This window comes from Kitasatospora sp. NPDC008115, from assembly GCF_042957205.1.
GTDB lineage: Bacteria > Actinomycetota > Actinomycetes > Streptomycetales > Streptomycetaceae > Kitasatospora.
Window position 1 is genome coordinate 1 of the sequence record NZ_JBIBHU010000031.1, and the last position, 24,132, is coordinate 24,132.

The 24,132-nt window shown below is 75.0% G+C and carries 24 protein-coding genes and 2 pseudogenes; 10 read left to right on the top strand and 16 right to left on the bottom strand.

The window, feature by feature from the left end; all coding sequences use genetic code 11:
* The 3 genes from ltrA to ACFZBX_RS30835 form a co-directional block, all read left to right on the top strand.
* Positions 1-1,060 (top strand): group II intron reverse transcriptase/maturase (ltrA, locus tag ACFZBX_RS30825; protein WP_391537103.1); only part of this gene is annotated, 1,060 nt, incomplete at its 5' end.
* 227 nt (positions 1,061-1,287) lie between these two features.
* Positions 1,288-1,494 (top strand): hypothetical protein, encoded by a 207-nt coding sequence (locus ACFZBX_RS30830; RefSeq protein WP_391537104.1) that lies wholly within the window; start codon positions 1,288-1,290, stop codon positions 1,492-1,494.
* A 681-nt stretch (positions 1,495-2,175) separates the two neighbouring features.
* On the top strand, positions 2,176-2,475 hold the full coding sequence (locus tag ACFZBX_RS30835; protein ID WP_391537105.1) for a hypothetical protein: 300 nt from the start codon (positions 2,176-2,178) through the stop codon (positions 2,473-2,475).
* A gap of 430 nt (positions 2,476-2,905) precedes the next feature.
* Here ACFZBX_RS30835 and ACFZBX_RS30840 read toward each other — a convergent pair whose 3' ends face one another.
* The 4 genes from ACFZBX_RS30840 to ACFZBX_RS30855 form a co-directional block, all read right to left on the bottom strand.
* Complete coding sequence (locus ACFZBX_RS30840) at positions 2,906-3,574, bottom strand: response regulator (RefSeq protein ID WP_391537106.1); 669 nt, start codon at positions 3,572-3,574, stop codon at positions 2,906-2,908.
* Complete coding sequence (locus tag ACFZBX_RS30845) at positions 3,571-4,746, bottom strand: sensor histidine kinase (RefSeq protein ID WP_391537107.1); 1,176 nt, start codon at positions 4,744-4,746, stop codon at positions 3,571-3,573. The genes ACFZBX_RS30840 and ACFZBX_RS30845 overlap by 4 nt, the downstream gene beginning before the upstream one ends.
* A gap of 18 nt (positions 4,747-4,764) precedes the next feature.
* Positions 4,765-5,535 (bottom strand): hypothetical protein, encoded by a 771-nt coding sequence (locus ACFZBX_RS30850; protein WP_391537108.1) that lies wholly within the window; start codon positions 5,533-5,535, stop codon positions 4,765-4,767.
* A 244-nt stretch (positions 5,536-5,779) separates the two neighbouring features.
* Positions 5,780-6,709, bottom strand: coding sequence for a hypothetical protein (locus ACFZBX_RS30855; RefSeq protein ID WP_391537184.1), 930 nt, complete (start codon positions 6,707-6,709; stop codon positions 5,780-5,782).
* 107 nt (positions 6,710-6,816) lie between these two features.
* Between ACFZBX_RS30855 and ACFZBX_RS30860 the strand changes: the two genes are divergently transcribed.
* The 4 genes from ACFZBX_RS30860 to ACFZBX_RS30875 all read left to right on the top strand — a co-directional run bounded on the left by ACFZBX_RS30860 (position 6,817) and on the right by ACFZBX_RS30875 (position 9,245).
* Entirely contained in the window at positions 6,817-7,545 is a 729-nt protein-coding gene (locus ACFZBX_RS30860; protein ID WP_391537109.1) for a hypothetical protein, read from the top strand.
* A gap of 44 nt (positions 7,546-7,589) precedes the next feature.
* Positions 7,590-8,030 carry a hypothetical protein gene (locus tag ACFZBX_RS30865; protein ID WP_391537110.1) on the top strand — a complete coding sequence of 147 codons (441 nt, stop codon included), beginning with the start codon at positions 7,590-7,592 and terminating at the stop codon, positions 8,028-8,030.
* A gap of 34 nt (positions 8,031-8,064) precedes the next feature.
* Positions 8,065-8,322 carry a hypothetical protein gene (locus ACFZBX_RS30870; protein WP_391537111.1) on the top strand — a complete coding sequence of 86 codons (258 nt, stop codon included), beginning with the start codon at positions 8,065-8,067 and terminating at the stop codon, positions 8,320-8,322.
* Between the two features lie 671 nt (positions 8,323-8,993).
* Positions 8,994-9,245: a hypothetical protein gene (locus ACFZBX_RS30875; protein WP_391537112.1), complete on the top strand. Its 252-nt coding sequence runs from the start codon at positions 8,994-8,996 to the stop codon at positions 9,243-9,245.
* A gap of 87 nt (positions 9,246-9,332) precedes the next feature.
* Here ACFZBX_RS30875 and ACFZBX_RS30880 read toward each other — a convergent pair whose 3' ends face one another.
* Genes ACFZBX_RS30880 through ACFZBX_RS30890 form a run of 3 tightly spaced genes read right to left on the bottom strand, consistent with a single transcriptional unit; the run spans position 9,333 to position 11,439 of the window.
* A complete protein-coding gene (locus ACFZBX_RS30880) occupies positions 9,333-9,548 on the bottom strand; it encodes a hypothetical protein (protein WP_391537113.1) in 216 nt (71 codons plus the stop codon).
* A gap of 38 nt (positions 9,549-9,586) precedes the next feature.
* Positions 9,587-10,264, bottom strand: a complete 678-nt coding sequence (locus ACFZBX_RS30885) for a response regulator (RefSeq protein ID WP_391537114.1) — start codon at positions 10,262-10,264, stop codon at positions 9,587-9,589.
* Positions 10,261-11,439 carry a sensor histidine kinase gene (locus ACFZBX_RS30890; RefSeq protein WP_391537115.1) on the bottom strand — a complete coding sequence of 393 codons (1,179 nt, stop codon included), beginning with the start codon at positions 11,437-11,439 and terminating at the stop codon, positions 10,261-10,263. Before ACFZBX_RS30890 ends, ACFZBX_RS30885 begins: the two co-directional genes overlap by 4 nt.
* A 263-nt stretch (positions 11,440-11,702) precedes the next feature.
* Between ACFZBX_RS30890 and ACFZBX_RS30895 the strand changes: the two genes are divergently transcribed.
* Positions 11,703-12,965: an alpha/beta hydrolase family protein gene (locus tag ACFZBX_RS30895; RefSeq protein WP_391537116.1), complete on the top strand. Its 1,263-nt coding sequence runs from the start codon at positions 11,703-11,705 to the stop codon at positions 12,963-12,965.
* A gap of 806 nt (positions 12,966-13,771) precedes the next feature.
* On the opposite strand, the gene ACFZBX_RS30900 is transcribed toward ACFZBX_RS30895, so the two are convergent.
* From ACFZBX_RS30900 to ACFZBX_RS30915, 4 genes are all read right to left on the bottom strand, one after another.
* The gene (locus tag ACFZBX_RS30900) at positions 13,772-15,283 is read right to left on the bottom strand and encodes an AMP-binding protein (protein ID WP_391537117.1); all 1,512 of its coding nucleotides are present in this window, start codon (positions 15,281-15,283) and stop codon (positions 13,772-13,774) included.
* Complete coding sequence (locus tag ACFZBX_RS30905; protein ID WP_391537118.1) at positions 15,280-16,503, bottom strand: thiolase family protein; 1,224 nt, start codon at positions 16,501-16,503, stop codon at positions 15,280-15,282. Before ACFZBX_RS30905 ends, ACFZBX_RS30900 begins: the two co-directional genes overlap by 4 nt.
* Positions 16,500-17,432 (bottom strand): fumarylacetoacetate hydrolase family protein, encoded by a 933-nt coding sequence (locus ACFZBX_RS30910; protein ID WP_391537119.1) that lies wholly within the window; start codon positions 17,430-17,432, stop codon positions 16,500-16,502. Before ACFZBX_RS30910 ends, ACFZBX_RS30905 begins: the two co-directional genes overlap by 4 nt.
* Before the next feature lie 85 nt (positions 17,433-17,517).
* Entirely contained in the window at positions 17,518-18,309 is a 792-nt protein-coding gene (locus ACFZBX_RS30915; RefSeq protein WP_391537120.1) for a cyclase family protein, read from the bottom strand.
* A 139-nt stretch (positions 18,310-18,448) separates the two neighbouring features.
* Between ACFZBX_RS30915 and ACFZBX_RS30920 the strand changes: the two genes are divergently transcribed.
* Together ACFZBX_RS30920 and ACFZBX_RS30925 are read left to right on the top strand one after the other, a co-directional pair.
* Complete coding sequence (locus ACFZBX_RS30920; protein ID WP_391537121.1) at positions 18,449-19,057, top strand: TetR/AcrR family transcriptional regulator; 609 nt, start codon at positions 18,449-18,451, stop codon at positions 19,055-19,057.
* Positions 19,054-19,215: pseudogene (locus ACFZBX_RS30925) on the top strand (hypothetical protein); the annotation flags it as partial. The gene ACFZBX_RS30920 and the pseudogene ACFZBX_RS30925, both read left to right, overlap by 4 nt.
* A gap of 197 nt (positions 19,216-19,412) precedes the next feature.
* Here the strand turns inward: ACFZBX_RS30925 and ACFZBX_RS30930 are convergent.
* From ACFZBX_RS30930 to ACFZBX_RS30950, 5 genes and pseudogenes are all read right to left on the bottom strand, one after another.
* Positions 19,413-20,678 carry a sensor histidine kinase gene (locus ACFZBX_RS30930; RefSeq protein ID WP_391537122.1) on the bottom strand — a complete coding sequence of 422 codons (1,266 nt, stop codon included), beginning with the start codon at positions 20,676-20,678 and terminating at the stop codon, positions 19,413-19,415.
* 4 nt (positions 20,679-20,682) lie between these two features.
* Positions 20,683-21,489 carry a response regulator transcription factor gene (locus ACFZBX_RS30935; RefSeq protein ID WP_391537123.1) on the bottom strand — a complete coding sequence of 269 codons (807 nt, stop codon included), beginning with the start codon at positions 21,487-21,489 and terminating at the stop codon, positions 20,683-20,685.
* Between the two features lie 87 nt (positions 21,490-21,576).
* The gene (locus ACFZBX_RS30940) at positions 21,577-22,638 is read right to left on the bottom strand and encodes an endonuclease/exonuclease/phosphatase family protein (protein ID WP_391537124.1); all 1,062 of its coding nucleotides are present in this window, start codon (positions 22,636-22,638) and stop codon (positions 21,577-21,579) included.
* Positions 22,635-23,636, bottom strand: coding sequence for a D-alanyl-D-alanine carboxypeptidase family protein (locus tag ACFZBX_RS30945; protein ID WP_391537125.1), 1,002 nt, complete (start codon positions 23,634-23,636; stop codon positions 22,635-22,637). Before ACFZBX_RS30945 ends, ACFZBX_RS30940 begins: the two co-directional genes overlap by 4 nt.
* 308 nt (positions 23,637-23,944) lie before the next feature.
* Positions 23,945-24,109, bottom strand: a pseudogene (locus ACFZBX_RS30950) (TetR/AcrR family transcriptional regulator); the annotation flags it as partial.
* Positions 24,110-24,132 lie beyond the last annotated feature (23 nt).

Here is a 24,132-nt window from a genome sequence, read left to right on the forward strand (position 1 = left end):
CGCGGTGGAGATCCCCAAGTCGCATGGCGGGGGCACGAGAGTTTTGGGCGTGCCGACCGTCGCCGACCGGATCGCGCAAACGGTCGTGGCTAAGGAGCTGGAACAGAAGGTCGAGCCGATCTTCCATCCGGACTCCTACGGCTACCGGCCGAAGCGGTCTGCGCTGGACGCGGTAGGGGCCTGTCGGCAGCGCTGTTGGAAGAACGACTGGGTGATCGATCTGGACATCCGGAAGTTCTTCGACTCCGTGCCCTGGGACCTGATCGTCAAGGCGGTGCAGGCGAACACCGACCGGCCGTGGGTGGTGCTGTATGTGAAGCGGTGGCTCAGTGCGCCGCTGGCACTGCCCAACGGGACCTTTCAGCGGCGAGACCGAGGAACCCCGCAAGGATCATCGGTGTCGCCCGTCCTGGCCAATCTGTTTCTGCACTATGCGTTCGACGCCTGGATGGTCCGGGAGTTCCCCGCCATCGGGTTCGAGCGATACGTGGACGATGCGGTGGTTCACTGCGTCTCCGAGGCCCAGGCGCGAATGGTGCTGACGGCGATCGAGGAACGGATGGCCGAGGTCGGCCTGGAACTGCACCCGGACAAGACTCGGATCGTCTACTGCAAGGACGGAACACGACGGGGCTCGTATGAGCACACGGCGTTCACGTTCCTGGGGTTCACGTTCCGGGCGCGCGGGGTGCGGATGAAGACGGGGAACATGTTCCTCGGCTTCAACCCGGCGGTCAGCAAGGACGCCATGAAGATGATGAGTGCGCGGGTGCGGTCCTGGCGACTTCACCAGCACGTCAACCTTTCCGAAACGGATCTCGCACGGTGGATCAACCCGGTCGTGTGGGGTTGGATGAACTACTACGGCGCCTTCTACCGGTCGGCGCTGTATCCCCTCCTGGCCCGCATCAATGCCTACGTGATGCGGTGGTCGCAGAGCAAGTACAAACGGTTGCGGGGCCGGAAGAAGGCTCAGATCGCCTGGGAGCAGGCCGTGAAACTGCGGCCCCGCTTCTTCGCACACTGGGTCTGGATGAACACGGTTCCGCGGTCCAGGTGACCAGGACGACAAGAGCCCGGTGAACCGAGAGGTTCACGCCGGGATCTGTGGGAGCCCCGGGGTGAGATTCCCCGGGGCCACCCGACCAAACGATCTTGACGGGCGGGCGCTTCTGCCACTCGATCTTGATCGGCAGCGGGGGTGGTCAGCCGCAGGGAGCCGAATCGCCTGTCAGAACCGGGGCATACGCTGCCGTCGAAGACGCAGTCGGCGAGAAGGGGGCCAGGATGGCACTGACGCTGGATGAAGCCGCGGCGCAGCTCGGTCACCGGCTATCCCCCAAGCGGCGTTCCGCCGCCTCGCGCTTGCGCCGGCTCGCCGACCCGGCCGCGGGCCCGGCGCTGCTGGAGGCCCTCCGACGGGAGGTTCGCGACGCCCGTACATGGGAGACCCAGTACCAGATCGTCATGGCCCTCGGCATGTGCGGCCGGTAGCGTGCTTGCCGTGCCCGCCGAGAAGAAGACGCCAACCTGCCCCACGTGCGACCGGCCCCTCACGGGGCTCGCCATGGCTCTCTTCAAGCGGGACGACGACGGCAAGCGCACATGCCGCGCTGTCTGGGGCTGTCCCCTGGGCCACGTCTGGTGGCAATGGGCCGACCGCCCTCATCTCGCCCTCGAAGCCTGTCCCCGTCCCGACCTCTTCACCTGAACACGGCCCCAGCAGAGCCGGACGCGGCGACGGCCAGGGCGGCCCGGACCGCGGCGAGGCGGCCACCCAGGCAGACACGCGTACCGCCCGGACAGGACCGCCGAGCCGGGCGCGGCGGGACCGGCCTGGCGGCCGATCAGGACGGTCGGGCCGAAGGACGGCTGTCAGGGGCCCGGAAGCCGCCCGAACAGCGTGACCGGCACGTGGGCACCGACTGGGCCGCCAGGGCGCAGCGGTGCGGTGGGGGGAGGCACGGCACCGCGCCCTCGACGGACCCGGGGGCCAGGACGCCGACACGGTGCGGGCGCAGCAGCGGGCAGGCGGAGGCCGGGCGGGCCAGGGAACCACCGAACGACGCCAACCCCGAACAGGCGAAGAACTACCACCCCTGACCACCCCGTGACGCTCCATCCCGGGATCCGCGCGCGCTCGACGGACAACCGTCTGCCGACCTCACCACACAGGTGCAGGCCGACCTCGCCAGGATCGGCATCCCCATGCACCTCGACCACGGCGACGGCCGCGACACCCACCCCGGCGGCATGGGCGCCGACGTCAGCGAGAAGAACCTCATCCTCTGCCGGGACCGGCCCGAGCAAGAACGCGTCGGACCCGACGCCACCGACCCCTACGACGAGAACGAACCCGCCGTCGTCCAGCACGCCGCACACGCGCTCACCGCCGCCGTCGCCAGCGCCCTCACCGGCTTCGGCCACCACGTCCGCCCCGACACTCCTCATCACACCCCCACGCCGGACCGGTGACCCACACCCCGGCCCGCTCAGCACTGCGCAGCACGGCGGGCAGGCCGGCACGCAGCAGCCCGCCATCGGCATCCCGGAGAAGCAGGCCGTGGGGGCGTTCCCGCCCGCACGGACGCCTCGACCGGCGCGCGGGGCACGTCGCGCTCGCCGCGTCGGGCGACGATGTCCTTGAGGTGCTGCCACAGTCGGCAGCACCGCGGAGCGCAGCGCCGCCAGGATCAAGGCGTGTGAGGGGCAGCCCGGGGTGGCCGCCACCCCGGTGATCACCTTGGTCGCGCAGTCGATGAGCCAGGTGACGTACGGGCGTACCAGCCGGCCGTCGGCGACGACGCGCAGCGGGGCCTGGACGTGGTCGCCCTCCCGGGTGTGGTTGCGTCACGTTGGGGGTCGTTTCTCAAGCCCAGGGCATCCGCCCCGGCCGGCCGGAGCCCTACACCGCCACGACCCCCGCCTCGTACGCCGCGATCACCAGTTGGGCTCGGTCCCTGGCCCCCAATTTGGCCAGGAGGCGGCCGATGTGGGTCTTCACCGTGCCCATGCTCAGGTGGAGATGCGTCGCGATCTCGTCGTTCGCCAGCCCACGGGCGATCAGTTCGAGAACCTCCCGTTCCCGCTCCGTCACCCCGATCAGGGTGTTGGCGGCCCGTTGGGCGGGTTCGGGGCGGCGCGTGAACTCCTCGATCAGCCGACGGGTCACCGAGGGCGCGAGGAGCGACTCCCCGGAGGCCACCACGTGGATGGCTGCCAGCACGTCGGCGGGCGGTGCGTCCTTGAGGAGGAAGCCTGCCGCGCCCGCCCGCAGCGCGGCGTAGACGTATTCGTCGAGGTCGAAGGTGGTCAGCATCAGCACCCGTACGCCGGCGGTCTCCGGGGAGCCGCAGATCCGCCGGGTCGCCTCGATGCCGTCCATGACGGGCATCCGGACGTCCATCAGCACCACGTCCGGGCGGTGGATCCGGGCCAGCTCCACCGCCTCGGCGCCGTCGCCGGCCTCACCGACCGCGGTGAGGCCGGGCTCGTTCTCGACGAGGATGCGGAAGCTGCCCCGCAGCAACACCTGGTCGTCGACGACGAGTACGCGGATCGCGGCATCGTTCACTTGCTCCCCCTGGCGCCGTCCCGTGGCAGGCGGACAGCGACCGCGAACCCCCCTTCGGGGCGCGGGCCCGCCCTGAACGTTCCGCCGTACATCATCACCCGTTCCCGCATGCCGACCAAGCCGTGGCCGCCCACCGGCAGCCCGCCACCGCCGCGGCCGTCGTCGGTGACGTCTATCCGCACCTCGCGCGGGTTCGCCTCGACGTCCACCCAGCAACGGGCGGGCGCCGCGTGCTTGACCGCGTTGGTGAGGCTCTCCTGGACGATGCGGTGCACGGCGAGGGCGATACCTGCGGGCAGCTCGCCCGACACCCGGAGCGTCAACTCCACGGACAGGCCCGACTGCTGGGCCTGCTCGGCGAGGAGCGGAAGTTCGTCCACACCGGGCGCGGGGCCGAGTGCGGCATCCCCCGGCCTCGCGGCGGTGTCGGCGCGCAGCAGGCCGAGCGTGCGGCGCATCTCGGTCATGGCCGCGCGGCTCGTCCGCTCGATGACCCGCAGCGCGTCGAGCGCCTCCTGCGGGCGGGTCGGGGCGACGTGCCCGGCGACGCCCGCCTTGACCGCGATCAGGCTGAGGCTGTGCGACACGATGTCGTGCAACTCCCGCGCGATGCGCAGCCGTTCGTCGACAACGACCTGTTCGGTTCGGCGCCTGGCCCGCTCCTGGTCCCGGGCCCGGCCCTGGCGTACGGAGAAGCCCGCTGCCCAGCCGCTGCCCAGGATCAGCCACACCATGGCGGCGACACCGGTCGCACCGCTCCAGGTCTCAGCGGGCGTGAGCACGGCTTCCCCGGTCAGGACAGCGGCCGCCGATCCGGCAAGTGCCAGGGCCAGTACGGGTGCAGAGCGACGCGGCGGCTCGGCGAGGGCGACCAGGTACAGGGTGAGGCCGACGGCGAGGTAGGGCTCGCGGGTGAGGTCGAGGAGCGTGGCGGCCGCGACTGCGACGAGCGCGGCGGCAGCGGCCGGGATCGGCCACCGCCGCCGTACCGCGACCGGCGCTCCGACCGCCACGGCCACCACCCAGCCCGCCCACACCGGACCGGTGTAGGCGGGCTGGGTGTCACTGCCCGCCATGCGGGCGAAGCCGAGGTAGGCGGCCGCCAGGAGGATCGCCGCGGCCAGATCGAGCGCGAGCAGCCGACCGCCGCGCACCCACCGCGGGAAACTCATGGGCCCGACCATACAAGGTCAACCCGCCTGGCCGAGGAGGGCCATCGCCGCCACCGCGCCGGCGACCAGGCCGCTCCAGCACAGGGCCGCGGCGCGGCGGGGCGCCGGGCCGTCCCGCAGGACGCTGACGCCCAGCGGGACGAGCGCGAGGCACAGCCCGGCGACCGCGACGACCGACAGGGGCGTGGTGCCCTTGAGTACGCCGAGCGGCAGCGCGGTGGCCGCCGCGAGAGCGACAGCCCGGACCGGGCCGAGCACGCGGGCCCGCCAGGCGCCGGCTGCCAGCAGGATCCAGCCTCCCATGATCGCGGCATTGAGGACGCTGAAGACGTGGAAGGCACCGTAGACCTCGTCCACGAAGCGGGTGGCCGCCTCGGCGCCCTGCCGGTCCGCGAACTGGAAGGCCAGGTGGTCCACTCCCGCGTGGAACGTCCGGGCGAACAGCCCGAGAATCGCGAACACTCCACCCCACAGCGCCAGTCCCGGCCGGATCCCCCCGATCCGGGCCGCGAGCACGGCGACACCTGGCCACAGCAGTACGGTGCCGGCGGCGAAGGCACCGTAGGAAGCGGCCATCAGCCCAGGGTGCTCGGCGCGGGCGGCGAGTTGCCCGGGAAAGAAGAAGTCGAAGGGCCACCGCAGCAGTACGCCGGTGGTCAGCAGCAGCGGGCCCAGCACAAGGGAGACCCCGCCGACCCACCGCCCGGGAAACGGCGCTTCACCGGCCCACTCCACCGGCAGAACGGACACGGTCTTGCGCATGGGAGATGCGCTCTGCGTTGTCGTCATGCCGTAGACGATCCCGGGACGGGGCCCACCCCCGCGTCGGAGCGGAGCCCGGTTTCCGGCATCGGCCACAAGTCCGACCCGACACCGTCCCACCCACCACACATCAGACCCTGGTCGGACAACTGAGGGACAGCCCGGCCTCCATGAGGCAGAGATCCCGCCCGATCACAGGGATCGGGCGGGATCTCGTGACCGTTCACGAGCCGGACTCGTGAACAGTCGTACGGGACGGCGTGGAGGGAGTTCACCCTGCCCGCGCCGGGCCGGGCGGGTGCCGGCCAGGGGCGGCTACTTCGGATGCGGCGGGGGGAACGAGGTGCGTGGCGATCAGGTCGGCGATCTCCGTGTCCCAGCCGTCGGGGAGTCCTGCGCTGCCGAACCCGGCCACGCCGAGGTAGGCGAAGATCCGCTGGTCGGTGAGCACTCCGAGGTTTCCCAGCCGGCCGGCGGGGTGGCGGCGCGTGTTGTGCACGCGGGGCTCGGCGACTGCTGCCCGGATCATCACGTCCCGGAGCTGGTCGGCTGCGGAGTCGGCCTTGACCACCACGCCGTCGATGCCGGACGGCAGGGCGGAGCGCAGCGCGGCGATCTCCTCGATCCGCTGCTGGGCCTCCTCCGGCGTGGCGCAGCGCACCGGGTGGGCGGCGGCGGTGGTGGCCCTCAGCGCGGGCGGGCGCTCCAGCGGGGCGGCGTGGTCGAGGTCGTCGGCGCCGATGGCGGCGTAGGCGAAGAAGGTCGGCTCGATGCGGTACGGGCGGTCCTTGGCGCGCAGGGTGTCGGCGGCGCCGTTGCGCGGGTCGGCGAAGGGGGTGGCGCCGTGGGCGGTGCGCACCTCGTTGGCGTGCTCGAACTGCTGCCGGGTGAGCAGGACCTCAGCGCCTGCTGCGCAGCGCCGGAGCCGTGCGCAGCACGATTGTCCCCGCTGTGCAGCAGGTTGTCCCGCACTGCGCAGGCGCACGGCGTGCTGCACAGGGAAGGGGGCGTACTGCCCGGCGCTGTACGCGGTGCGTGCGCGTCCTGCCGGGCCGGTGCGCGCAACCGGCCCCAGGAGCCGCCTGGCCGAGGCCTGCGGCGGTCGCGTCTGCGTCCCCATCGCACCGCACCGACCTGCGGCGTCGCACCCGGCCCGGCCCCGCGCACCCGCTGGTTGCGCCGGCCGCCGCCGTCGCAGCATCACCGCGAGCTGCACGGGGGCAGCAGCACGCCCGGGGTGCAGCAGGGGTGGCCTTGCTGCACCCGCTGCTGCCCGTGACCGGCCGGGCCCCGCAACGTTGCACTGGTATGACGTCCTCTCCGCTGTCCGCGCCGCCGCTGCACTCCGGCCCCTTCGACAGGTTCGAGGCCCCCAACGGCGAGGGCCAGGCGCAGCGCGCGGCCGCGTCGACCGCGCTGCGGCGGGCCGCCGGCGCGGGGAAGGCGGCGGCCGTGTGGGTGCGTGAGCCGGCCGGCCGCCAGGGCGAGGAGGGCCACGCCCGGGCGTTGGAGCGGGTGGCCGAGGCGGGCGTCCGGGCGAGCGGGCGCGAGATCGTCCCCGGCGGCGACGGCGTGCCGGCCGAGGAGTTGCGCTACACGCTGGCGGCGGACGTGGTGCTCGGCGCCTCGCACACCACCGTCGCCCTGCCCGAGCTTCACCCGGGCGAGCGGATGCCGCTGATCACCGTCTGCGCGGTCGCCGCCGCCCTCCCGTCCTGCGGGCTCACCGCACTCGCCGGCGATCTGGCCGCCGCCGGCGATGCCCGCGCGCTGCCCGTCCGGCGGCCTCGGGCCCTCGGCTCCGACCACGGCGATCCGCTCGACCGCCTCGCCTACCGGGGTGTCGTCGACAGCGCCGCCGAGGCCTTCGAGACCGCCCTGCACCACCAGGACGGCCGCGACGAGGAGGCATGCGCGCAGGCCCTGCACACCGCGCTCGCCGCCGAGCTGAACCTGCGGGTGGTCAAAAACCTCGGCGGCGCGAACGGCGAGGGCACCGGCGCCCTCGACCGCCCGGTCGGGCCGGCCGCCGGGTGAGCGGGACCGTGCGGCGCGGGCTCGCCGCCCCAGGTGCCGGACGGATGCTGTCCGCCACCATCCACCCACCGCGCACCCCGCCGCCATGGTCGCCCACCGCGCTCGACACCAGGCTGCGCACCGTCCTGTCCTCCTTCACCGAGGCGGCCGCGCCCTGGCGCGAGGCCTTCGAGGACCTGGACGAGGACGTCCTGGCGGAGGCCGCCGCCGAAGCACGGACCTTCAACACCGACCCGGCGGCCGCGGTCGACACCCTGGTGCGCGGCCTGCTGCGCCAGCTGACCGACTGGCAGCAGGCGATCGGCGCACTCGGCCGCGACCTCGCCGCAGCCGCGCAGGACCGGCCACTGCCCAAATGGGCCGCCGACGCCGGCCGCGCCAAGGACATCCGCTGGCACCAGGCCCGCCAGGCGCTGCTGGAGGCCATCGCCCGCCACCACCACGGCCTCCTGCCTGACGGGGAACCCGACGACCGGCCGTGGTGACCACCCGTGCCCGGAGCACGGAAGAATGAGGCGGGTGACCAGCAGCCAACCCCTCCCACGGGGACTCACCTCCCTGATCCCCGACGCCCGCGCCCAGGCCACCCCCGGCGAGCGTGCCGCCTCCCAACTCCTCCACCTGCGCGAGGCGACCGTCCCGGTGCCGGTCCTCGCCGCGGCCGCCGAGCTGATCGCGCCCCAGCTGACGAGCGAGGACCCGGCGACCCGGGAAGCGGCCGCCGCCGTCCACGCCCGGCTGCTCGCCGCGATCGACGGTGCCGCCCCGGGGCGGTAGCCGCCTGACCTTTGACGGGTGACCCTGACCGATCGACAGGTGGGTCTACCGCCCAACACCACGGTGGTGTTCACGGCGCTCAGCGCAGTTCCGGTGAGACGGCGCCGGGTCCACTTCTCCCGTGCCCGGGCACGGGAGCGCGGAGACGGTGAGACAGTCGGCTCAAGGCAGCAGCGAGCGCCTCACCGTTCCTTCCGGGTGAGCACAGGGAGTGGCTGCTGAACCGGGCGGGTCTGTAGCCGCTGACTCAGGAAGGGCTGGGCCCCACGGCTCCAGCCCTTTGGCGCATCCAGGCCGGGCTTGGTGGGCGGCCTCGCGGGCGGCGCGTTCGGAGACGTCCCGCCGGTGACGGGGCGGGGGTCGTAGCGCTCAGCACCTGCCGGACGTCGGGCGGATCCACGCAGCCTTCGTCACCGACGCCCGCGCCCGAGGTGAGGCCTGCGGCCCGCCCGACCTTCTCCCCCACCCGGAGCTGCCCGCCGGCCAAGGCGGGGTGTACCGGGCCGCCGCCCACCTCGCCTACACCGCCGGCACCGGTGACGAGCGGCACCGGCTGCGCGCCTTCATCGAACGCCACCGCCTCGGGGCCGGCGACGAGCAGACCGCGGCGCAGCTGGCAGCCTGCGCCCGGGTGTGGGAGCAGGCGGGGGCGAGGACGGGGCAGGGAGGGCGTGGGAGCGGCGCTGGCGCTCCCACGCCGACTGCTGGTGGTCCTGGTCGGCACGGCGGCCTCAGCGGTGCACTCGGCGGTGGCGGACCTGCGCCTGGCCGCCGAGGAGAGCCCGGCCGTCGCCGAGATGCTCACCGCCGTCCCGGTCGGCGCCGCCCGGATCGAGGACCTGGTCCAGATCGGCCCGGCCGCGCCGATCTGGCAGCCGCTCGGCGACCGGGACCGACGGGCAGGCAGGTGGACGGAGCTGTAGGGGCCGGGGCTGTAGGCACTCGAGAACGTCAAGGGAGCCGACTTCTCCGGCTGACCCGCTCTGCCGTGGCTGGCACAGCCACGGGCCTCAGCTCGCGCTCAAGTCCTTCCAGCCACCAGGAAGTGCGACACAACCGGGGTGACCTGGGTTGCCGGCCGCGAGGCCGGCGGGGCCGTGCTTGCGGGTGGTGTCGTCGCCGGTGGCGGGCGGGGTGATCCGGGTCGTCGGGGCGAGGTTCTCGGTCCCCGGCCGGTAGGCCGGGGTGAGAGCGTGGCCGGTGTCGTCGACGACCCGCTGCGGCATGGCGGTCCGCACCCGGCCGGCGTGGACGGCGCGGCGCACTACCGTGGCGCAGGGCCGACCAGCCCGCACTCATACGCGAAGATCACCGCCTGCACCCGGTCCCGCAGACCCAGCTTGGCCATGACCCGGCCGAGATGCTTCTTGACCGTGGGCTCGGCGAGAGCGAGGGCGGCGGCGAGTTCCGTGTTGGTCAGGCCGCGGGCGGCCCCCAGCAGGACCTCCCGCTCGCGCGCGGTCAGCACGCGCAGCCGCTCCGCATCGCCCCCGCCGTCGTCGCCCCCGGCGGCGGGGAGCCGGTGCGCGAAGCGGTCCAGCAGCCGCCGGGTCACCCGGGGGGAGACCACGGCGTCCCCCCGGGCCACGTCGCGGATCGCCGCCAGCAGTTCCTCCGGCCGGCTGTTCTTCAGCAGGAAGCCGGAGGCCCCGGCGCGCAGCGCCTCGAAGGCGTACGCGTCCAGGTCGAAGGTCGTGAGCACCAGCACCCGCGTCCCGGGCACCTCGCGCAGCAGCCGCCGGGTTGCCTCGATGCCGTCGGTGCCCGGCATCCGCACGTCCATCAGCACCACGTCCGGCCGCAGCCGCCGCGCCAGCTCCACCGCCGCCGCCCCGTCGGCTGCCTCCCCGACCGGCTCCATGTCCGGCTCCGCGCGCAGGATCATGCCGAACGCCAGCCGCAGCAGTTCCTCGTCGTCCACCAGCAGCACCCGGACGCTCACGGCGCGCCCCCGGGGTCCAGCCGAACGAAGACCCGCCAGCCGCCGCCCGGCCGCGGGCCCGCCTCCAGCACCCCGCCGAAGGCCGCGGCGCGCTCCCCCATCCCCGTGAGACCCCGCCCGGACCCGGCGGACCCCGGCCGCCCGGTCCCTGCGGCCCGCCCGTCGTCGGTCACCTCGACCGTGACCGCCCCCGGCGCGCAGGACACCCGCACCTCGGCGCGCGACCCCTGCGGCGCGTGGCGCAGCGCGTTGGTCAGCGACTCCTGGACGAGCCGGTGCACCGTCAGCTGCGCCGCGGCCGGCACCCCGGCGGCCTCGCCGTCCACCCGCAGCCGGGTCACGAGGCCCGCCGCCTCCATCCGCTCGCACAGCGCCCCGAGCTGCCCGATCCCCGGCGGCGAGCGCCGCTCGTCCCCGGGCCCCGCGTCGGGACCGGCGTCCTGGAGCAGGCCCAGCGCCCGCCGCATGTCGCTCAGCGCCTGCCGTCCGGTCTCCGCGATCCGGGCCGTCACGGCGGAGGCGTCGGCCGGCTGCGCGTGCCCGAGCGCGTCCGCCAGCGCCACCACCACCGACAGGCCGTGCGTCACGCTGTCGTGCAACTCCCGCGCGATCCGGGCGCGTTCCTCCTCCACCGCGCGACGCTCCCGCTCGTCGCGGTCCCGTTCCAGCCACGCCAGCCGCTCGGCCCGCGCGGCCCGCCGGATCCGGGCGTTCGCCCCGAGCAGCGCGCTCGCGGCGACCGCCGCCGTCATCGCGGCGGCCGAGGCGAGGAACCGGCCCTCGGGCGCCCAGCGCGCCGCCGCCAGCACCGCCCCGGCCACCGCCACCAGACCCGCCGCCCACGCCGACCGGTACGACGCCCGCGCGCTCACCGTCCCGAGGGCGACCAGCAACGCCGCGTCGGCCGGCAGCTGAACGCCCAGCAGCCACTGCGCGAGCGCCGCGGCGGCGATCACCCCGAACGCGGCCCGGGGTGCCCGCCGCCGCCACACCAACGGCAGCACCAGAGCGGTCTGCAGCGCGAGGCCCGTACCGTCCGCCACCCGCCCCGGCCCGAGTGTCACCAGGAACAGGGCCGCCGCGAGCGCGGCGTCCGCCACCAGGGGCGGCACCCGCCCCGGCAGCCAGGCGGGGGCGCCCGGCGGGCCCGTCCGTACCGCGCCGGTCCCGGTCATCGTGTCCGTCCTCGCGTCCGCGTCGTCCGGCGTCCTCGCCGGAGCCCCACGGTAGGGCCCCCGCGCCCGCTGAGGCGTCCGCCCACCGGCGGAGACCGGAGGAGACCCCGGGACACCGGGGTCTCCTCCGTGCGGAGGAGCGGACGCGCCCCGGGGCGACCCGCGCCCACCCGCGGGATCGTCCACCGGCAGGGCGCCCCGCACGCCCTGGCGGCGCAACCCTGGTGGCGACCGCGCAACCGCACCGCCCGAGGAGCCCGCCCATGCCCCCGACCCGCCGCGCCCTGCTCGGCACGCTCGGCGCCGCCGCGCTCGCCGCCGTGGCCGCCGCCCCCGCCCCCGGGCACCGCACGGCCGCCGCCCGGGGAAGCCGCCCCGCGCACGCGCCCGGCACCCCCCTCCCGCTGCACCTGCCCGCGCCCACCGGGCCCTGGCCCGTGGGCACCGTCGCGCTGCACCTGGTCGACGACAGCCGCCCCGACCCCCTCCTGCCCGCCAAGCCCTACCGGGAGCTCATGGCCGGCCTCTGGTACCCGGCGGAACCCGGCGCCGGGCACCCGACGGCCCCCTGGCTGCCCCCGGCCGCGGCGGCCGACTGGGACGCGCACTCCGCACCGGCCCTCGGTGTCCCCGCCGGCGCCGCCGACTGGCGGGGGATCAGGACCCACGCCCGCACCGGCGCGCCCGTCGCCCGCCGCGCCGGCCGGCTGCCCGTGGTGCTGTTCTCCTCCGGCGACGGCGGCTCGCGCGCCCTCGGCACCACCCTGGTCGAGGAGCTGGCGAGCCGCGGCCACCTCGTCGTCGCCCTCGACTCCACGTACGAGGCCGAACAGGTCGAGTTCCCCGGCGGCCGGGTCGAACGCGCCCTCCCGCTCCCCGACGACCTCACCCCGGAGGTCATCGCCGCCCTCCTCGCCGGGCACTGCCGGGCCCGCCTCGCCGACGCCCGCTTCGTCCTCGGCGCACTCGACCGGCTCGCCCGCGGGGACCGCCCCGACACCGGCACCGGCACCGGCCCGCTCCCGGACGGGCTCGCCGAAGCCACCGACCCGGCCAGGACCGGCGTGCTCGGGCAGTCCCTCGGCGGCTGCGTCGCCGCCCAGCTCGCCCACGACGAGCCCCGCGTCCGCGCGGCGGCCGACCTCGACGGCGCCCTCCTCGGACCCGTCGCCGCCGGCGGCCTCGCCAAGCCCTTCCTGCTGATGGCCTCCGGTACGAAGACCCTGCGCAGCGAACCGAGCTGGGCCTCCTGCTGGGCGGCGTCCACCGGCCCCCGGCACGCCCTGCGGCTGCGGAACGCCGCCCACGGCTCGTACACCGACCTCCAGGTCCTCCTGCCCCAGCTCGTCCGCCGCCTCCCGGTCCCCGACACGGCCGGACTCATCGGCACCGTCGACCCCTGGCGCTCCCTGGCCGCCCAGCGCACCGCCGTCGCCGCCTTCTTCGCGCGGTACCTGACGGGGCGGCCCACCGGCTTCCTCGACCGGCCCGGCGACGACTGGCCGGAGCTGGAGGTGCTGCGCTGAACCGGCCCGCCCGGCACCCCTTGTGGCGCCGGGCGGCACGGCCGTCCGGCCGGTGGCGTGGCGCGCGGGGCGGGGCTGGGCGGGGCGGGCTGCGCCGCGAGCGGGCCGCCCCCGCCGGGCCGCGCCCCGGACAGGGTCCGCGTCCTGATCGCAGACCTCCGTCGAGCAGGAACCCGTCGCGGACCACACCGTCCGGCTCCGCCGCGCGGCACATCACGATCATTCACGGAATCACGGTCAGAACCGTTCTCGCGGATCCTCATCACCGGAGCCGCCGCCTTGCGGGGGTGATGCACCAGGTTCCTGCGGGCCACCTGTTCCCGAGGCCCCGGCCGAGTGCCGGGCGCAGCGGCGGGACGCCGTCGGCGGCGGCGGCGACCGGGCGGTCGGGCGGCCGGCGATGAGGGCGGCCCGGTTGCCGAGGCTGTCGTGGACCCCGGTCCAGCCCACCGGTCGGCCTCGCTGTTCGAGGGCCTGGAGGTCGGGGTGTCCGGGCCAGGCGAGGTGGACCAGGCCGTCGCCGGGTCGGCATCGCCGCGGCCGGCATGCCCAACGGCGAGATGCACCTGGAGACCCTCGCCGACTGACGGCACCGACGCAGCCGCCCGGTCCCGCCCGGGACCGGGCGGCTGCCGGTTTCGGGGGCCGCGGCGGGTGGGCGCCGGGTGGCTGGTCGATTGTCCTGGCGAGCCGTCGGGCGACGGGTCTTCGCTGCGCCCGGCCACGCCGGCGCCGAGTCGGTGGGGCCCGCCGGGCAGCCGGCTGCTGTCCCAATCCTGTGGGCCGGGGCGGCCGGGGCGGCCGTCTCATGGGGTGGGGGTGGTCCTGGTGCCGGGGGGCCGGGTGCGGAGTTGCTTCTTGTCGATCTTGCCGAGGGCGGTGAGGGGCAGGGTGTCGGCGAGGTGGATCCGCTTCGGGGCCCAGAGGGTGCCCTTGCGGGCGCGGACGTGCTCCGTCAGCTCGGCGGGGGTGGTGTGCTGTCCGCGGTGCAGGACGACGGTGGCGGTGACGGCTTCGCCCCAGTGCGGGTCGGGGGTGCCGTAGACGGCGGCGGCGGCGACGGCCGGGTGGGTGGTGAGGGCGTCCTCGACCTCGCGCGGGTAGACGTTGAATCCGCCGGTGATGATGGTGTCCTTGATCCGGTCGATGATCGTGATCAGGCCGTCGTGGCTTCTGCGGGCGATGTCCCCGGTGTGCAGCCAGCCGTCTTCGAGGGCGGCGATGGTCTGCTCGGGCCTGTTCCAGTAGCCGTCCATCACGAGTGGTCCCCGCACGCACAGTTCGCCGCTCTCGCCGGTGGGCACCTCCCGGCCGTCGGGGTCGCGCAGGGTGATCTCCACGCCGGGCATCGGCCGGCCGCAGCTGCCCAGGACGGCCGGGTCGTCGTGGTGTTCGGCGGGGTCCAGGACGGTCAGCGCGTTGGGGGCCTCGGCCTGGCCGTAGTGCTGGCTGAGCACGGGGCCGAGGAGCCGGCGGGCCTGGGCGAGGCGGGCCGGGTCGGCGGGTGCGGCGCCGTACAGCACCCAGTCCAGTCCCGACAGGTCGGCGGTGGGGAGGCGGGGGTGGTCGAGCAGGGCGTAGAGCATGGTGGGGACGACGAACGTGGCGCTGACGCCGTCGTGTTCGATCGCATCGATGACGCGGTCGGGGTCGAAGGAGGGGTGCAGTTCGAAGCCGGCGCCGCGCAGCAGGCCGGGGGCGACGAGGAGGCCGGCGGCGTGCGACATGGGGGTGGTGATCAGGAAGCGGGTGTCCGGCGGCCAGGCCCAGGTGGAGCAGGCCCAGGCGTTGGCGAGCAGGGAGCGGTCGCTCAGCATCACGCCCTTGGGCTCGCCGGTGGTGCCGCCGGTGTAGAAGAGGTACAGGGCGGGGCCGCGCGGGTCGTCGGGGCCGGGGGGCGTGTCGGCGGCGAGGCGGTCGAGTTCGGTGAGGGTGAGCGTCCTGGTGTGCTCGGGGCGGGCCCGGGAGGCGAAGCGGGTGTCGTCCACGACCAGGCAGCGGGAGGCGCTGTCGCGCAGGACGGTGCGGTCGGTGTCCGCGGTGGCCAGCGGGTGCAGGGCCGTGTAGCGCAGTCCGGCCAGGCAGGCGGCGGCCATGACGGTGAACGCCCGCGGGTCCGGGCCGCACAGCAGGGCGATGCCGTCGCCGGGTGCCAGGCCCAGCCGCCCGAACACGGCCGCGGTGCGTTCGATCCGCTCCGCGGTCTCGCGGTAGGTCCAGGTGTGCCTCGTCCCGTCGTCGCCGGTGAAGCGGAAGGCGGTGCGTTCGGGCGCTCTGCGCAGCGCGGTGAGGATCAGGTCCGCGTAGCCGGGTCTCATCGGCTCCTCCCCAGGATGGTCACGGCGGCCACCGCCTCCTCGATTCCGTAGAGGCCGCCGCCGTTCTCGGCGACGGCGATGCGCGCGCCGGGGACCTGGCGCGCGCCCGCCCGGCCGCGCAGTTGCGTGACCAGTTCGAAGATCTGGGCCAGTCCGGTGGCGGACACCGGGTGGCCGCGGGATTCGAGTCCTCCCGACGGGTTCACCGGGAGGGCGCCGCCGAGTGTGCTCGCGCCCGAGGCCGACCACGGGCCGCCGTCGCCGATCGGGCAGAATCCCAGGTTCTCCGCCTGCTGGATCTCGCCGAAGGCGGTGGCGTCGTGGACCTCCGCCACGTCGACGTCGCGCGGGCCGAGGCCGGCCCTCTCGTAGGCGGCGAGCGCGGCGCGGCGTCCGATGTGCTGTTCGGCGTCGTGTGCCGCCCGGTCGGTGCCGGACAGCAGGGCGCTGCCCAGGACCGCCACGGCCGATTCTTCGTGGGGGAAGTCGGCTCTGGTCACGACGGCGGCGGCGGCCCCGTCGCTGACCGGTGAGCACATCGGCACCGTCAGCGGCCATGCCACCCGGCGTGCCGCCAGGACCTCCTCGGCGGTGAAGGGCCGGCGGAAGTGGGCCCGGGGGTTGTGGACGGAGTGGGCGTGGTTCTTCGCCGCGACCGCGGCCAGGTGGGCCTCGGTGGTGGCGAAGCGCTGCATGTGGGCGCGGGCCAGGGAGGCGTAGATCTCCATGAACACCGACCGGTCGCCGTCGACGGCGAGTTCGGGCGGCAGCGGGCCGGACAGGGCGGCCAGGGCGGCGAGGGTGGGCTCGCGGTGGGCGATGTCCATGGCGCCGTCGAACACGGCCAGTGACCGGGCGGGGTCGGCGCAGACGAGTTTGTCCACGCCGACGGCGAGGGCGACGTCCGACAGGCCCGCCCGGACGTGGGCGATCGCCAGCCACAGGGCGGTGGCGCCGCCCGCGCAGGCGTTCTCCACGTTCACCACGGGCACGCCGGCGAAGCCGTGCGGGCGCAGGGCGACCTGGCCGGGGATCATGTGCTGGCCGTCGATGGCCTTCTGGCTGACGGTGGCGTGGAAGACGGCGCCGACGTCGGCCGGGGTGAGTCCGGCGTCGCGCAGCGCCTCGTGCGCGGCGGATCCGGCGAGGTCGCCGGCGCTGTGGTCGAGGCGGCCGAAGCGGGTGGCGCCGACGCCGAGGACGAGTGCTTCGCGGTTCATGACACCACCCGGTTGCGCAGGACGCCCAGGCCGGAGACCTCGAGTTCGACGGTGTCGCCGGGTTCCAGGAAGCGGCCGTGTTCCAGCCCGCAGCCGCTCGCTACGGTGCCCGAGCCCAGGACCTCTCCCGGGTGCAGCCGGGTCGAGCGGGAGGCGAAGGCGATCATGTCGGCGAAGCTGTGGTGCATGTCGGCGGAGGTGCCCCGGCTGACCTCCTCGCCGTTGATGCGGGCGGTCATGGTGAGCCGGTAGGGGTCGCCGACCTCGTCGGCGGTGACGATCCACGGGCCGAGGGCGTTCGAGCCGGTGAAGTCCTTGCTCTTGCTCAGGCCCAGCCCGGTGGCGATCTCCTCCAGCTGGGTGTCGCGGGCGCTGAAGTCGTTGAAGATCGTGTAGCCGAAGACGTGGGAGGGGGCGTCGGCGGCGGGGATGTCCGTGCCGCCGCGGCCCAGGACGCAGGCGAACTCCAGTTCGTAGTCCCGCACCGAGGAGTACGCGGGCCAGTGGACGTCGCTGTCGTGGCCGGTCACCGCGAGCCGGTTGGTCAGGTAGTAGAGCGGCCGTTCGAGCATGACGGCGGGCAGCTCGACCCGGTCGGCCGGGATGCCCTGGATCCGGGAGCGGGCGTTGCGGAAGTGGTCCAGGAAGGCGCCGAAGTCGCGGATCTGCACGGGCCTGGGCAGCGGGGACAGCCATCGCACCTCGCACGCGGCGGCGACCGCTTGCGGCGGTGCCTGTTCGGCGAGCCGCTCCAGGGTCCGCCGCACGGGCTCCCCGCCCTCGATGAGGGCCTGCATGGTGGCCAGCGCGGGGTCGTGTCCGCCGGTGGTCAGGTGGTGGGCGCGGTCGAGCAGCAGGAGGCGCTCGCCCTGGTCGAGGACGAGTGCGGTGTGCTCGGCGCCCTCGTGCTCCACGGTTGCGAGTTTCACGGTCGGTTCCCCTTCTCGGGAGGGTTCGGCCGGCTCGGGAGAGGCCGGCCGGGCGGGGTGGGAGGCGGGCCTGCGGGGGGTGGGGTCAGACGAACGCCACGACGCGGGCCGGGGCGGCGCTCGCGCGGGCGAGCTTGATCGGGAAGAACGCCACCCGGAATCCCGACGGGGGCAGCGCGGCGAGGTTCGTCAGCTGCTGGACGATGAAGACCTCCCGCTCGCGGCCGGCCCGGTGGCCGTCCCACAGCACGGCGTTGTCCCCGCCCTCGCGGAACCGGGCGGCCATCACGGGGAAGCTCAGGTCCCAGCCCGCGGCGTCGGTGCCCAGGACCTTGGCCCCGAGGCCGGCCAGGAACAGCGTCGAGGCGCGGCTCATCCCGGGGTAGCGGAAGAACTCCGGGTCGGACAGTCCGTACCGCTCCTGGCCGGTGCGCAGGAGGACGGCGCCGCCGGCCGGGACCGGGGCGCCGTTGGCGGCGAGGGCGGACTCCAGGGCCTCGACGGTGATCGGGGTGTCGGGCTCGCACCACTCGCGCAGGTCCAGCACCAGGGCCTCGCACCACAGCTCGTCGAGGGCGATGTCGGTGATGGTGCGGGCCGGCCTGCCCTCGCAGGTCGAGCCGTAGTGCAGCGGGGCGTCGACGTGGGTGCCGAGGTGGGAGTTGAAGTCGGTGAGCAGTTCCGCGCCCCAGCCCTCGCCGTCCGGCAGGTCCCCGACACCGCAGTGCATGGCGGCGGCGAACTGCTCGCGGCCCTCGCCGGCCGGGTGGGCGTAGGCGATGGACGGCGCGACCACCGGGGCGAGCGCGCGCAGTTGCTCGGGGAGCAGCTCGCGGTCGGCCGGGTCCAGCGTCCTGGTCAGGTCGATCAGTTCCATGACGGCCTCCTCGGTTATTGGACGCTCAGCATAGGATTGGACTCCCGACACAGGCAAGGGGGGCGCCGCTGCGGTTCCGACCGGTCGGCATGACAGGATCGGCCGCGTCAGACAGCCGCGACCTTGGGAAGGACACCGCGTGGGTGGGACCCGAAAGCAGGAGATCTCCGCCGAGACCCGGCGCCGGCTGGTGGCCGCCGCGTGGGACCTCGCCGCCGAGGGCGGGGCCGCCGCGGCGTCCGTCCAGGCCGTCGCGGAGCGCTCGGGCATCAGCCGGGGCTCGGTGGCCTGGCACTTCGGCTCGAAGGACGGGCTGCTGAAGGCGGTCGTGGAGGAGGCGTTCGGGTGGGGTGCGCGGTTCCTGCGCGAACACCTCGCCGAGGCCGGGCCGCACGCCGGGGTCGAGGCGCTGGTCGAGGCGAACTTCGCGCTGATGTCCCGGCCCGAGGCGCGCATCTTCTCGACGCTCCTGATCGAGGCGGTGAGCCGCGAGTCGGCCCTGCGCGAGACGTACGCGCAGCAGTACGCCCTGATCCGCGGCCTGTACGCCGAGCACCTGCGCGCGGCCGGCGCCCGCGTCGCCGACCCGGAGGGCGTCGCGGCGGCGCTGCTCGGCGGCACCCTGGGCATCAACATCCAGCACCGCCTGGACCCGGACCTGGACCGGCGGCGGGCCGTGACGGCGATGACGGGCATCTACGCCGACGCGCTGTCCGGCGCCGGGCCCCACGCCCCGGGCGGCAGCTGACCCGCGCGCCCTGGGGGGGCCGCCGGGGGCGGGGGACGCGGCCCGGGCGGCCCCACAGCCCGAGCAGTGACTTCGACGGCGGCTCGATCCACTGGAGCCCTTCCACCGGCGCCCACGCCGCCTGGGGCCTCGTCCGCGACAAGCGGGCCGCCACGGGCCGGGAGAAGGGCGCCCTCGGCTACCCACCAGCGACGAACTGTCGCTCCCTGAGGGCGCTGGGGACAGGCGGGCCGGGAAGGCGGGGTGGACGGCTGCCCCGCTACCAACGGGCTCCAGCGGGAGGGCGTCACCCGGATGTCCGAGCACGGCCCCATCCGGGTGTTCTCCGCCCTGGTGGGGCGAGCGTGGTCGTGTGTCAGGGGGCGGGGAGGTCGAGGGTGGCGACGGCTCCGCCGTCGGGGGCGTTCGCGAAGGTCAGCCGGGCGTCGAGGACCGCCGCCTGGCCGGCGGCGATGGTGAGGCCGAGGCCGTGTCCTTGGCCGCGTTCGGCGGCCCCGGTGCGGAAGCGCTGCGGCCCGTCGGCGAGGAGGGCGTCCGGGAAGCCCGGTCCGTGGTCCCGCACGGTGATCCGGGGGCCGGTGACGGTGACCTCGACGGGGGCGGTGCCGTGCCGGTGGGCGTTGGCGAGGAGGTTGGTGAGGATCCGCTCCACGCGGCGCGGGTCGGTGCGGACGGTGGCGGGGGTCGACAGCCGCAGCCGGACATCGCCGTCGCCCTTCCTGCTCACCTCGTCGACGAGATCCCCCAGGGGGACCTCGTCGAGGCGGGCGCTCTCGGCGCCGGCGTCGAGGCGGGAGACCTCCAGCAGGTCCTCCACCAGGGCGCGCAGGGTGCGGACCTGTGCGCGGACCAGGTCGGTGGCCTCGTCGTCCTCGGGCAGCAGACCGGCGGCGGTGACCAGGCCCATCAGCGGGGTGCGCAGTTCGTGGGCGACGTCGGCGGTGAAGCGCTTCTCCGCGGCGAGCCGGCCCTGCAGTGTCGCGGCCATCTCGTCCACGGCCGTGGACATCTCGGTGATCTCGTCCCGGGCGCGGCCCCGGCGGCCGATCCGGGCGTCGAGGTCGCCGTCCGCGATCCGGCGGGCGGTCCGGGACCCGTGGCGCAGGCGCCGGTTCATCCGCTCCGCCGCCAGCACGGTGACGGGGACGGCGACGGCCAGGGCGGCGAGGGCGGCCTTGACGATGCTGCGGTCCAGCAGTTGGAGGCTGCGCACGGTGGCGCTCATGTCGGTCCGGACGGCGAGCACCCGGCCGTCGCCGACCGGGACGGCCGCCCACATCCAGTACCAGTTCGGTGCTTTGACGTCGTACCACAGGACGTACTCCCCCGGGCCCTTCGATTCTTCGAGGGCCCGGGCCAGCGGCTGGGGCAGGTCGGCCCGGGGTTCGAGGGAGGCGCTGTCGGGGCGGCGGCCGGTGCGGGAGAACTCCCGTTCGGCGGCGTCCAGTTGCGCGATCGCCAGGTCGCGCCCGGTGCGGTCGCCGCGCTCCGCGGTCGCCTGGTGGACGAGCACGCCGATCACCACGGCGACCGCGCCGCAGGCGAGCGCGACCAGGGCGGTGATCTTCCAGCGCAGGGAGCGCGGGTCCAGCAGGTGCGGGCCGGTGCGCCGTGCGGTCATCGCGTCAGCTCCGCAGAAGCTTGTAGCCGAAGCCCCGGACGGTTTCGATGCGGTCGGCGCCAATCTTCTTGCGCAGCCGTACCACGCACAGGTCGACCACCCGGGTGTCGCCCTCCCAACCGTAGTCCCAGACCTCGCGCAGCAGGCGGCGGCGGTCCAGGACCGTGCCGGGGTTCTCCGCGAAGACCAGCAGCAGGCGCAGTTCGGTGGGCGTGAGGGCAACGGCACGGCCCTCCAGACGGACGTCCAGGCCGCGCAGGTCGATGGTCAGGGTGCCGAAGGTGAGCAGGTCCGGCGCCGCCCCGGCGGGCAGGTGCCGGTGGCCGCCGCCCGGCCCCTCTGCCACGGCCGGTTCCTCGCGCACGGGCTCCGCGGCCTGGTGGTCGCGGAAGGTGGCGCGGCGCAGCAGGGAGCGGATGCGGGCGACGAGGACGGGGATGTCGACGGGTTTGACCACGTAGTCGTCGGCGCCGGCCTCCAGGCCGGCCACGACGTCGAGGGCGTCGCCGCGGGCGGACATCATCAGGACGGGGGTGAGGGTCTCCTCGCGCACGCGCCGGCACAGGCTGATGCCGTCGAGGCCGGGCAGCATCACGTCCAGGATCAGGACGTCGTGCGTGCCGGCCCGGACGGCGTCCAGGGCGTCGAGTCCGTCCCCGGTGACGTCGACCCGGTAGCCGTAGCGTTCCAGGGCCAGTTGGACCGAGCGGCGGATGACCGCGTCGTCCTCGACGAGGAGCACGTTGACCGCTTCGGGTACTCGGGTGGCGGACAAGAGTTCTCCGGTGTCATCGCCTCGGGGTCGGGTCATCATTCCAGCACGTTCGGGGCCGCTCTCCGTGGCCGGGGGCTGCTGCGCGCCTCTCGCCGCCGGGGGCGGTGCGGGCGGGCGGGGTTGTCACAGCCGCAGGGACGCGGCGACGGGGAGGTGGTCGCTGCCGGTGTCCGGCAGGGTCCACGCGGAGCGCGCGGTGATGCCCTTGACCAGGATGTGGTCGATGCGCACCACCGGGAGGGGCGCGGGCCAGGTGAAGCCGAAGCCGTCGCCGGCTTCCTGCTGGGCCGAGCGCAGCGGCCCGGTGAGCGTGTGCAGTGCGGTGTCGTCGAAGGAGCCGTTGAGGTCGCCCAGGACGACGATCCTGGCGAGCGGCTCGCTTCGTACGGCCGCGGCGAGTTTGGCCGCCGCTTCGTTGCGGGCGGCGGTGGTGAATCCCGCGTCCGGGCGCACCCGGACCGAGGCGAGGTGCGCGGTGTAGAGGGCGACGGGGCCCTTGGGGGTGAGGACGGTGGCGCGCAGGGCCCGGGTCCAGGGCATGATGTCCACCGTCTCCACGTCCTGGAGCGGGTACTTGCTCCACAGGCCGATGCCGCCGTGCACCTGGGAGTGGGCGTAGGTGGCGGCCAGTTCGTGCCGGTAGGTCTCCTGTGCGCGGGTGGCCAGTTCCTCCACCGCCACGACGTCGGCTCCGGAGCCGGCCAGGGCGTGTGCCGTGCGGCGCGGGTCGGGGTTGTCCTCGTTCACGTTGTGGCTGACGACGGTGAGGTCCCCGCCGTCCGTGCGCTTGTCGGCCAGGGCGGGTGCGAACAGGACGGTCCAGACGAGGGCGGGCAGCAGGGCGGCGGCCGCTGCCGGGGCGCAGCGCCGTAGTGCGGCGAGGAGGAGGAGCAGGGTGATGCCCAGGCCCGACCAGGGCATCACGGTCTGCCAGAGGCTGACGAGGTTGGCCGGGTCGTTCGGCAGCCGGGGGCTCAGGGCCATCAGGGCGGCGAGCGCGGCGGCGGCCCCCGCGATCAGCCGCCCGCGCCGCCCTGCGGGACGGCGGGCGGGACGGCGAAGGAGGCGGTGGTGAACCGTCCGGTGGCGGGGTCTGCGCCCGTCGTCGTTGCCGGGCCCGTGGGGCGAGGGGGCGGTGTCCGCGGCCGGGGGTGTGGTCGGGGCCGTGCCGGTGTGCGCGCTCATGCCCACTCCTGCCGGCCGCCGTCGAGTGCCGGCAGGACGCCGGGCAGCTTCTGCCGCAGGGCGTCGACGAGTCGGCCGCTGCGCTCCAGGGCGGCCCGCAGGCCGTCGGCGGGGGTGGTGCCGGCGCGCTGGCCGAGCACCACGCCGTAGACGAGCCGGCGTCCCGAGGCGCTCTTGCCGTCGGCGACCTCCAGCGCCCACATCAGGTTCCCGCCGGCCGAGGTGGTCGAACCGGTCTTCAGGCCCACCACTCCGGGCTGGTCGAGCAGCCTGTTGGTGTTGTGCAGCGGTGCGGCGCGGCCCGGGAGCGTGGTGTCGCGCAGGGCGACGGTGGCCCGCAGCGCCGGGTCCTTCATCGCCTCGCGGGCCAGTTTGAGCTGGTCGGCGGCGGTGGACACGGTCGTGGCCTCAAGGCCGCTGGCCCCGGTGTAGGTGGTGCCGGTCATCCCCAGGCGGGCGGCCTGCGCGTTCATCCGGGACACGAACGCCTCCTCGCTGCCCGCGTCCCAGCGGGCCAGCAGCCGGGCCACGTTGTTGGCGGAGGGCAGCAGCATCACCTCCAGCAGCTTGCGCTGGGTCAGGCGCTGCCCGGCGGTGACGGGGGCGGTGGACTCGTCCGCCGAGCCCGCCTCCGCGGCGGCTTGCGCGTCGACCGTGATCGTCGGCCCGTCCTCGCCGTCCTTGAGCGGGTGGTCCCTGAGAACGACGTAGGCCGTCATCACCTTGGTGACGCTCGCGATCGGCACCGGCTGCTGCGGTCCTTTGACGCCGAGCACGCCGACGTTCGCCGCCGCGACCGCCGACTGTCCTTCCTGGGGCCACGGGAGGCCGAGGGCGGCGATCGCCTCGGGTGCCGGCAGCACCAGCGCCCCGCCGGCCCGGGTGTCGTTGCCGGTGGCCGCGTGGCCGCCCTGCCGGGTGGCCAGGGTGGCGCCGCCGGCTCCGGTCCCGGCGATCAGGACGACGGCCAGGGCCGCCCACAGTGCCCTGCGGCGCACCGGGGGAAGGCGGCCGGGCGCGGTACGCGGGTCCCGGTCTTCGGATGGTGTGGGGACTGACACGACGGCGGCCTCCCGGAGCCAGAGGGACAGGGTCCCGGGGCGGTGGCCGCCGGGTGTGCCTACAGGCTTCGCGACCGGCGCTTCGGCCCGGTCGTGGTGCGGCTTCCGCCGTCGCGCAGTCGTGTATCGGTCGTGTACCGGACGGGCCCCGCTCTCGTCCACGTAGCGGAGCACCTGCTCGGCCTCGTGGGCGCGGCGCAGTCCTCCGGTGCCTGGCCTGCGGCCCGGCCTGCGGCTGGGGTGGCCTACGTCCGGGGTGGCCGCAGGGCGCCGGCGATGACGGTGGTCACCATCCTGCGGACGGCGGCGCCCTGCGGTGGGGCGCCGGCCCGGTCGGCGAACAGCAGGTGGCCGGCCCCGACGAGGGTGGGGGCGAGCGTGTCGATGTCGGCGTCAGCGGCCACCCGCCCCGGTGGCACGGTTCGCCTCCCCC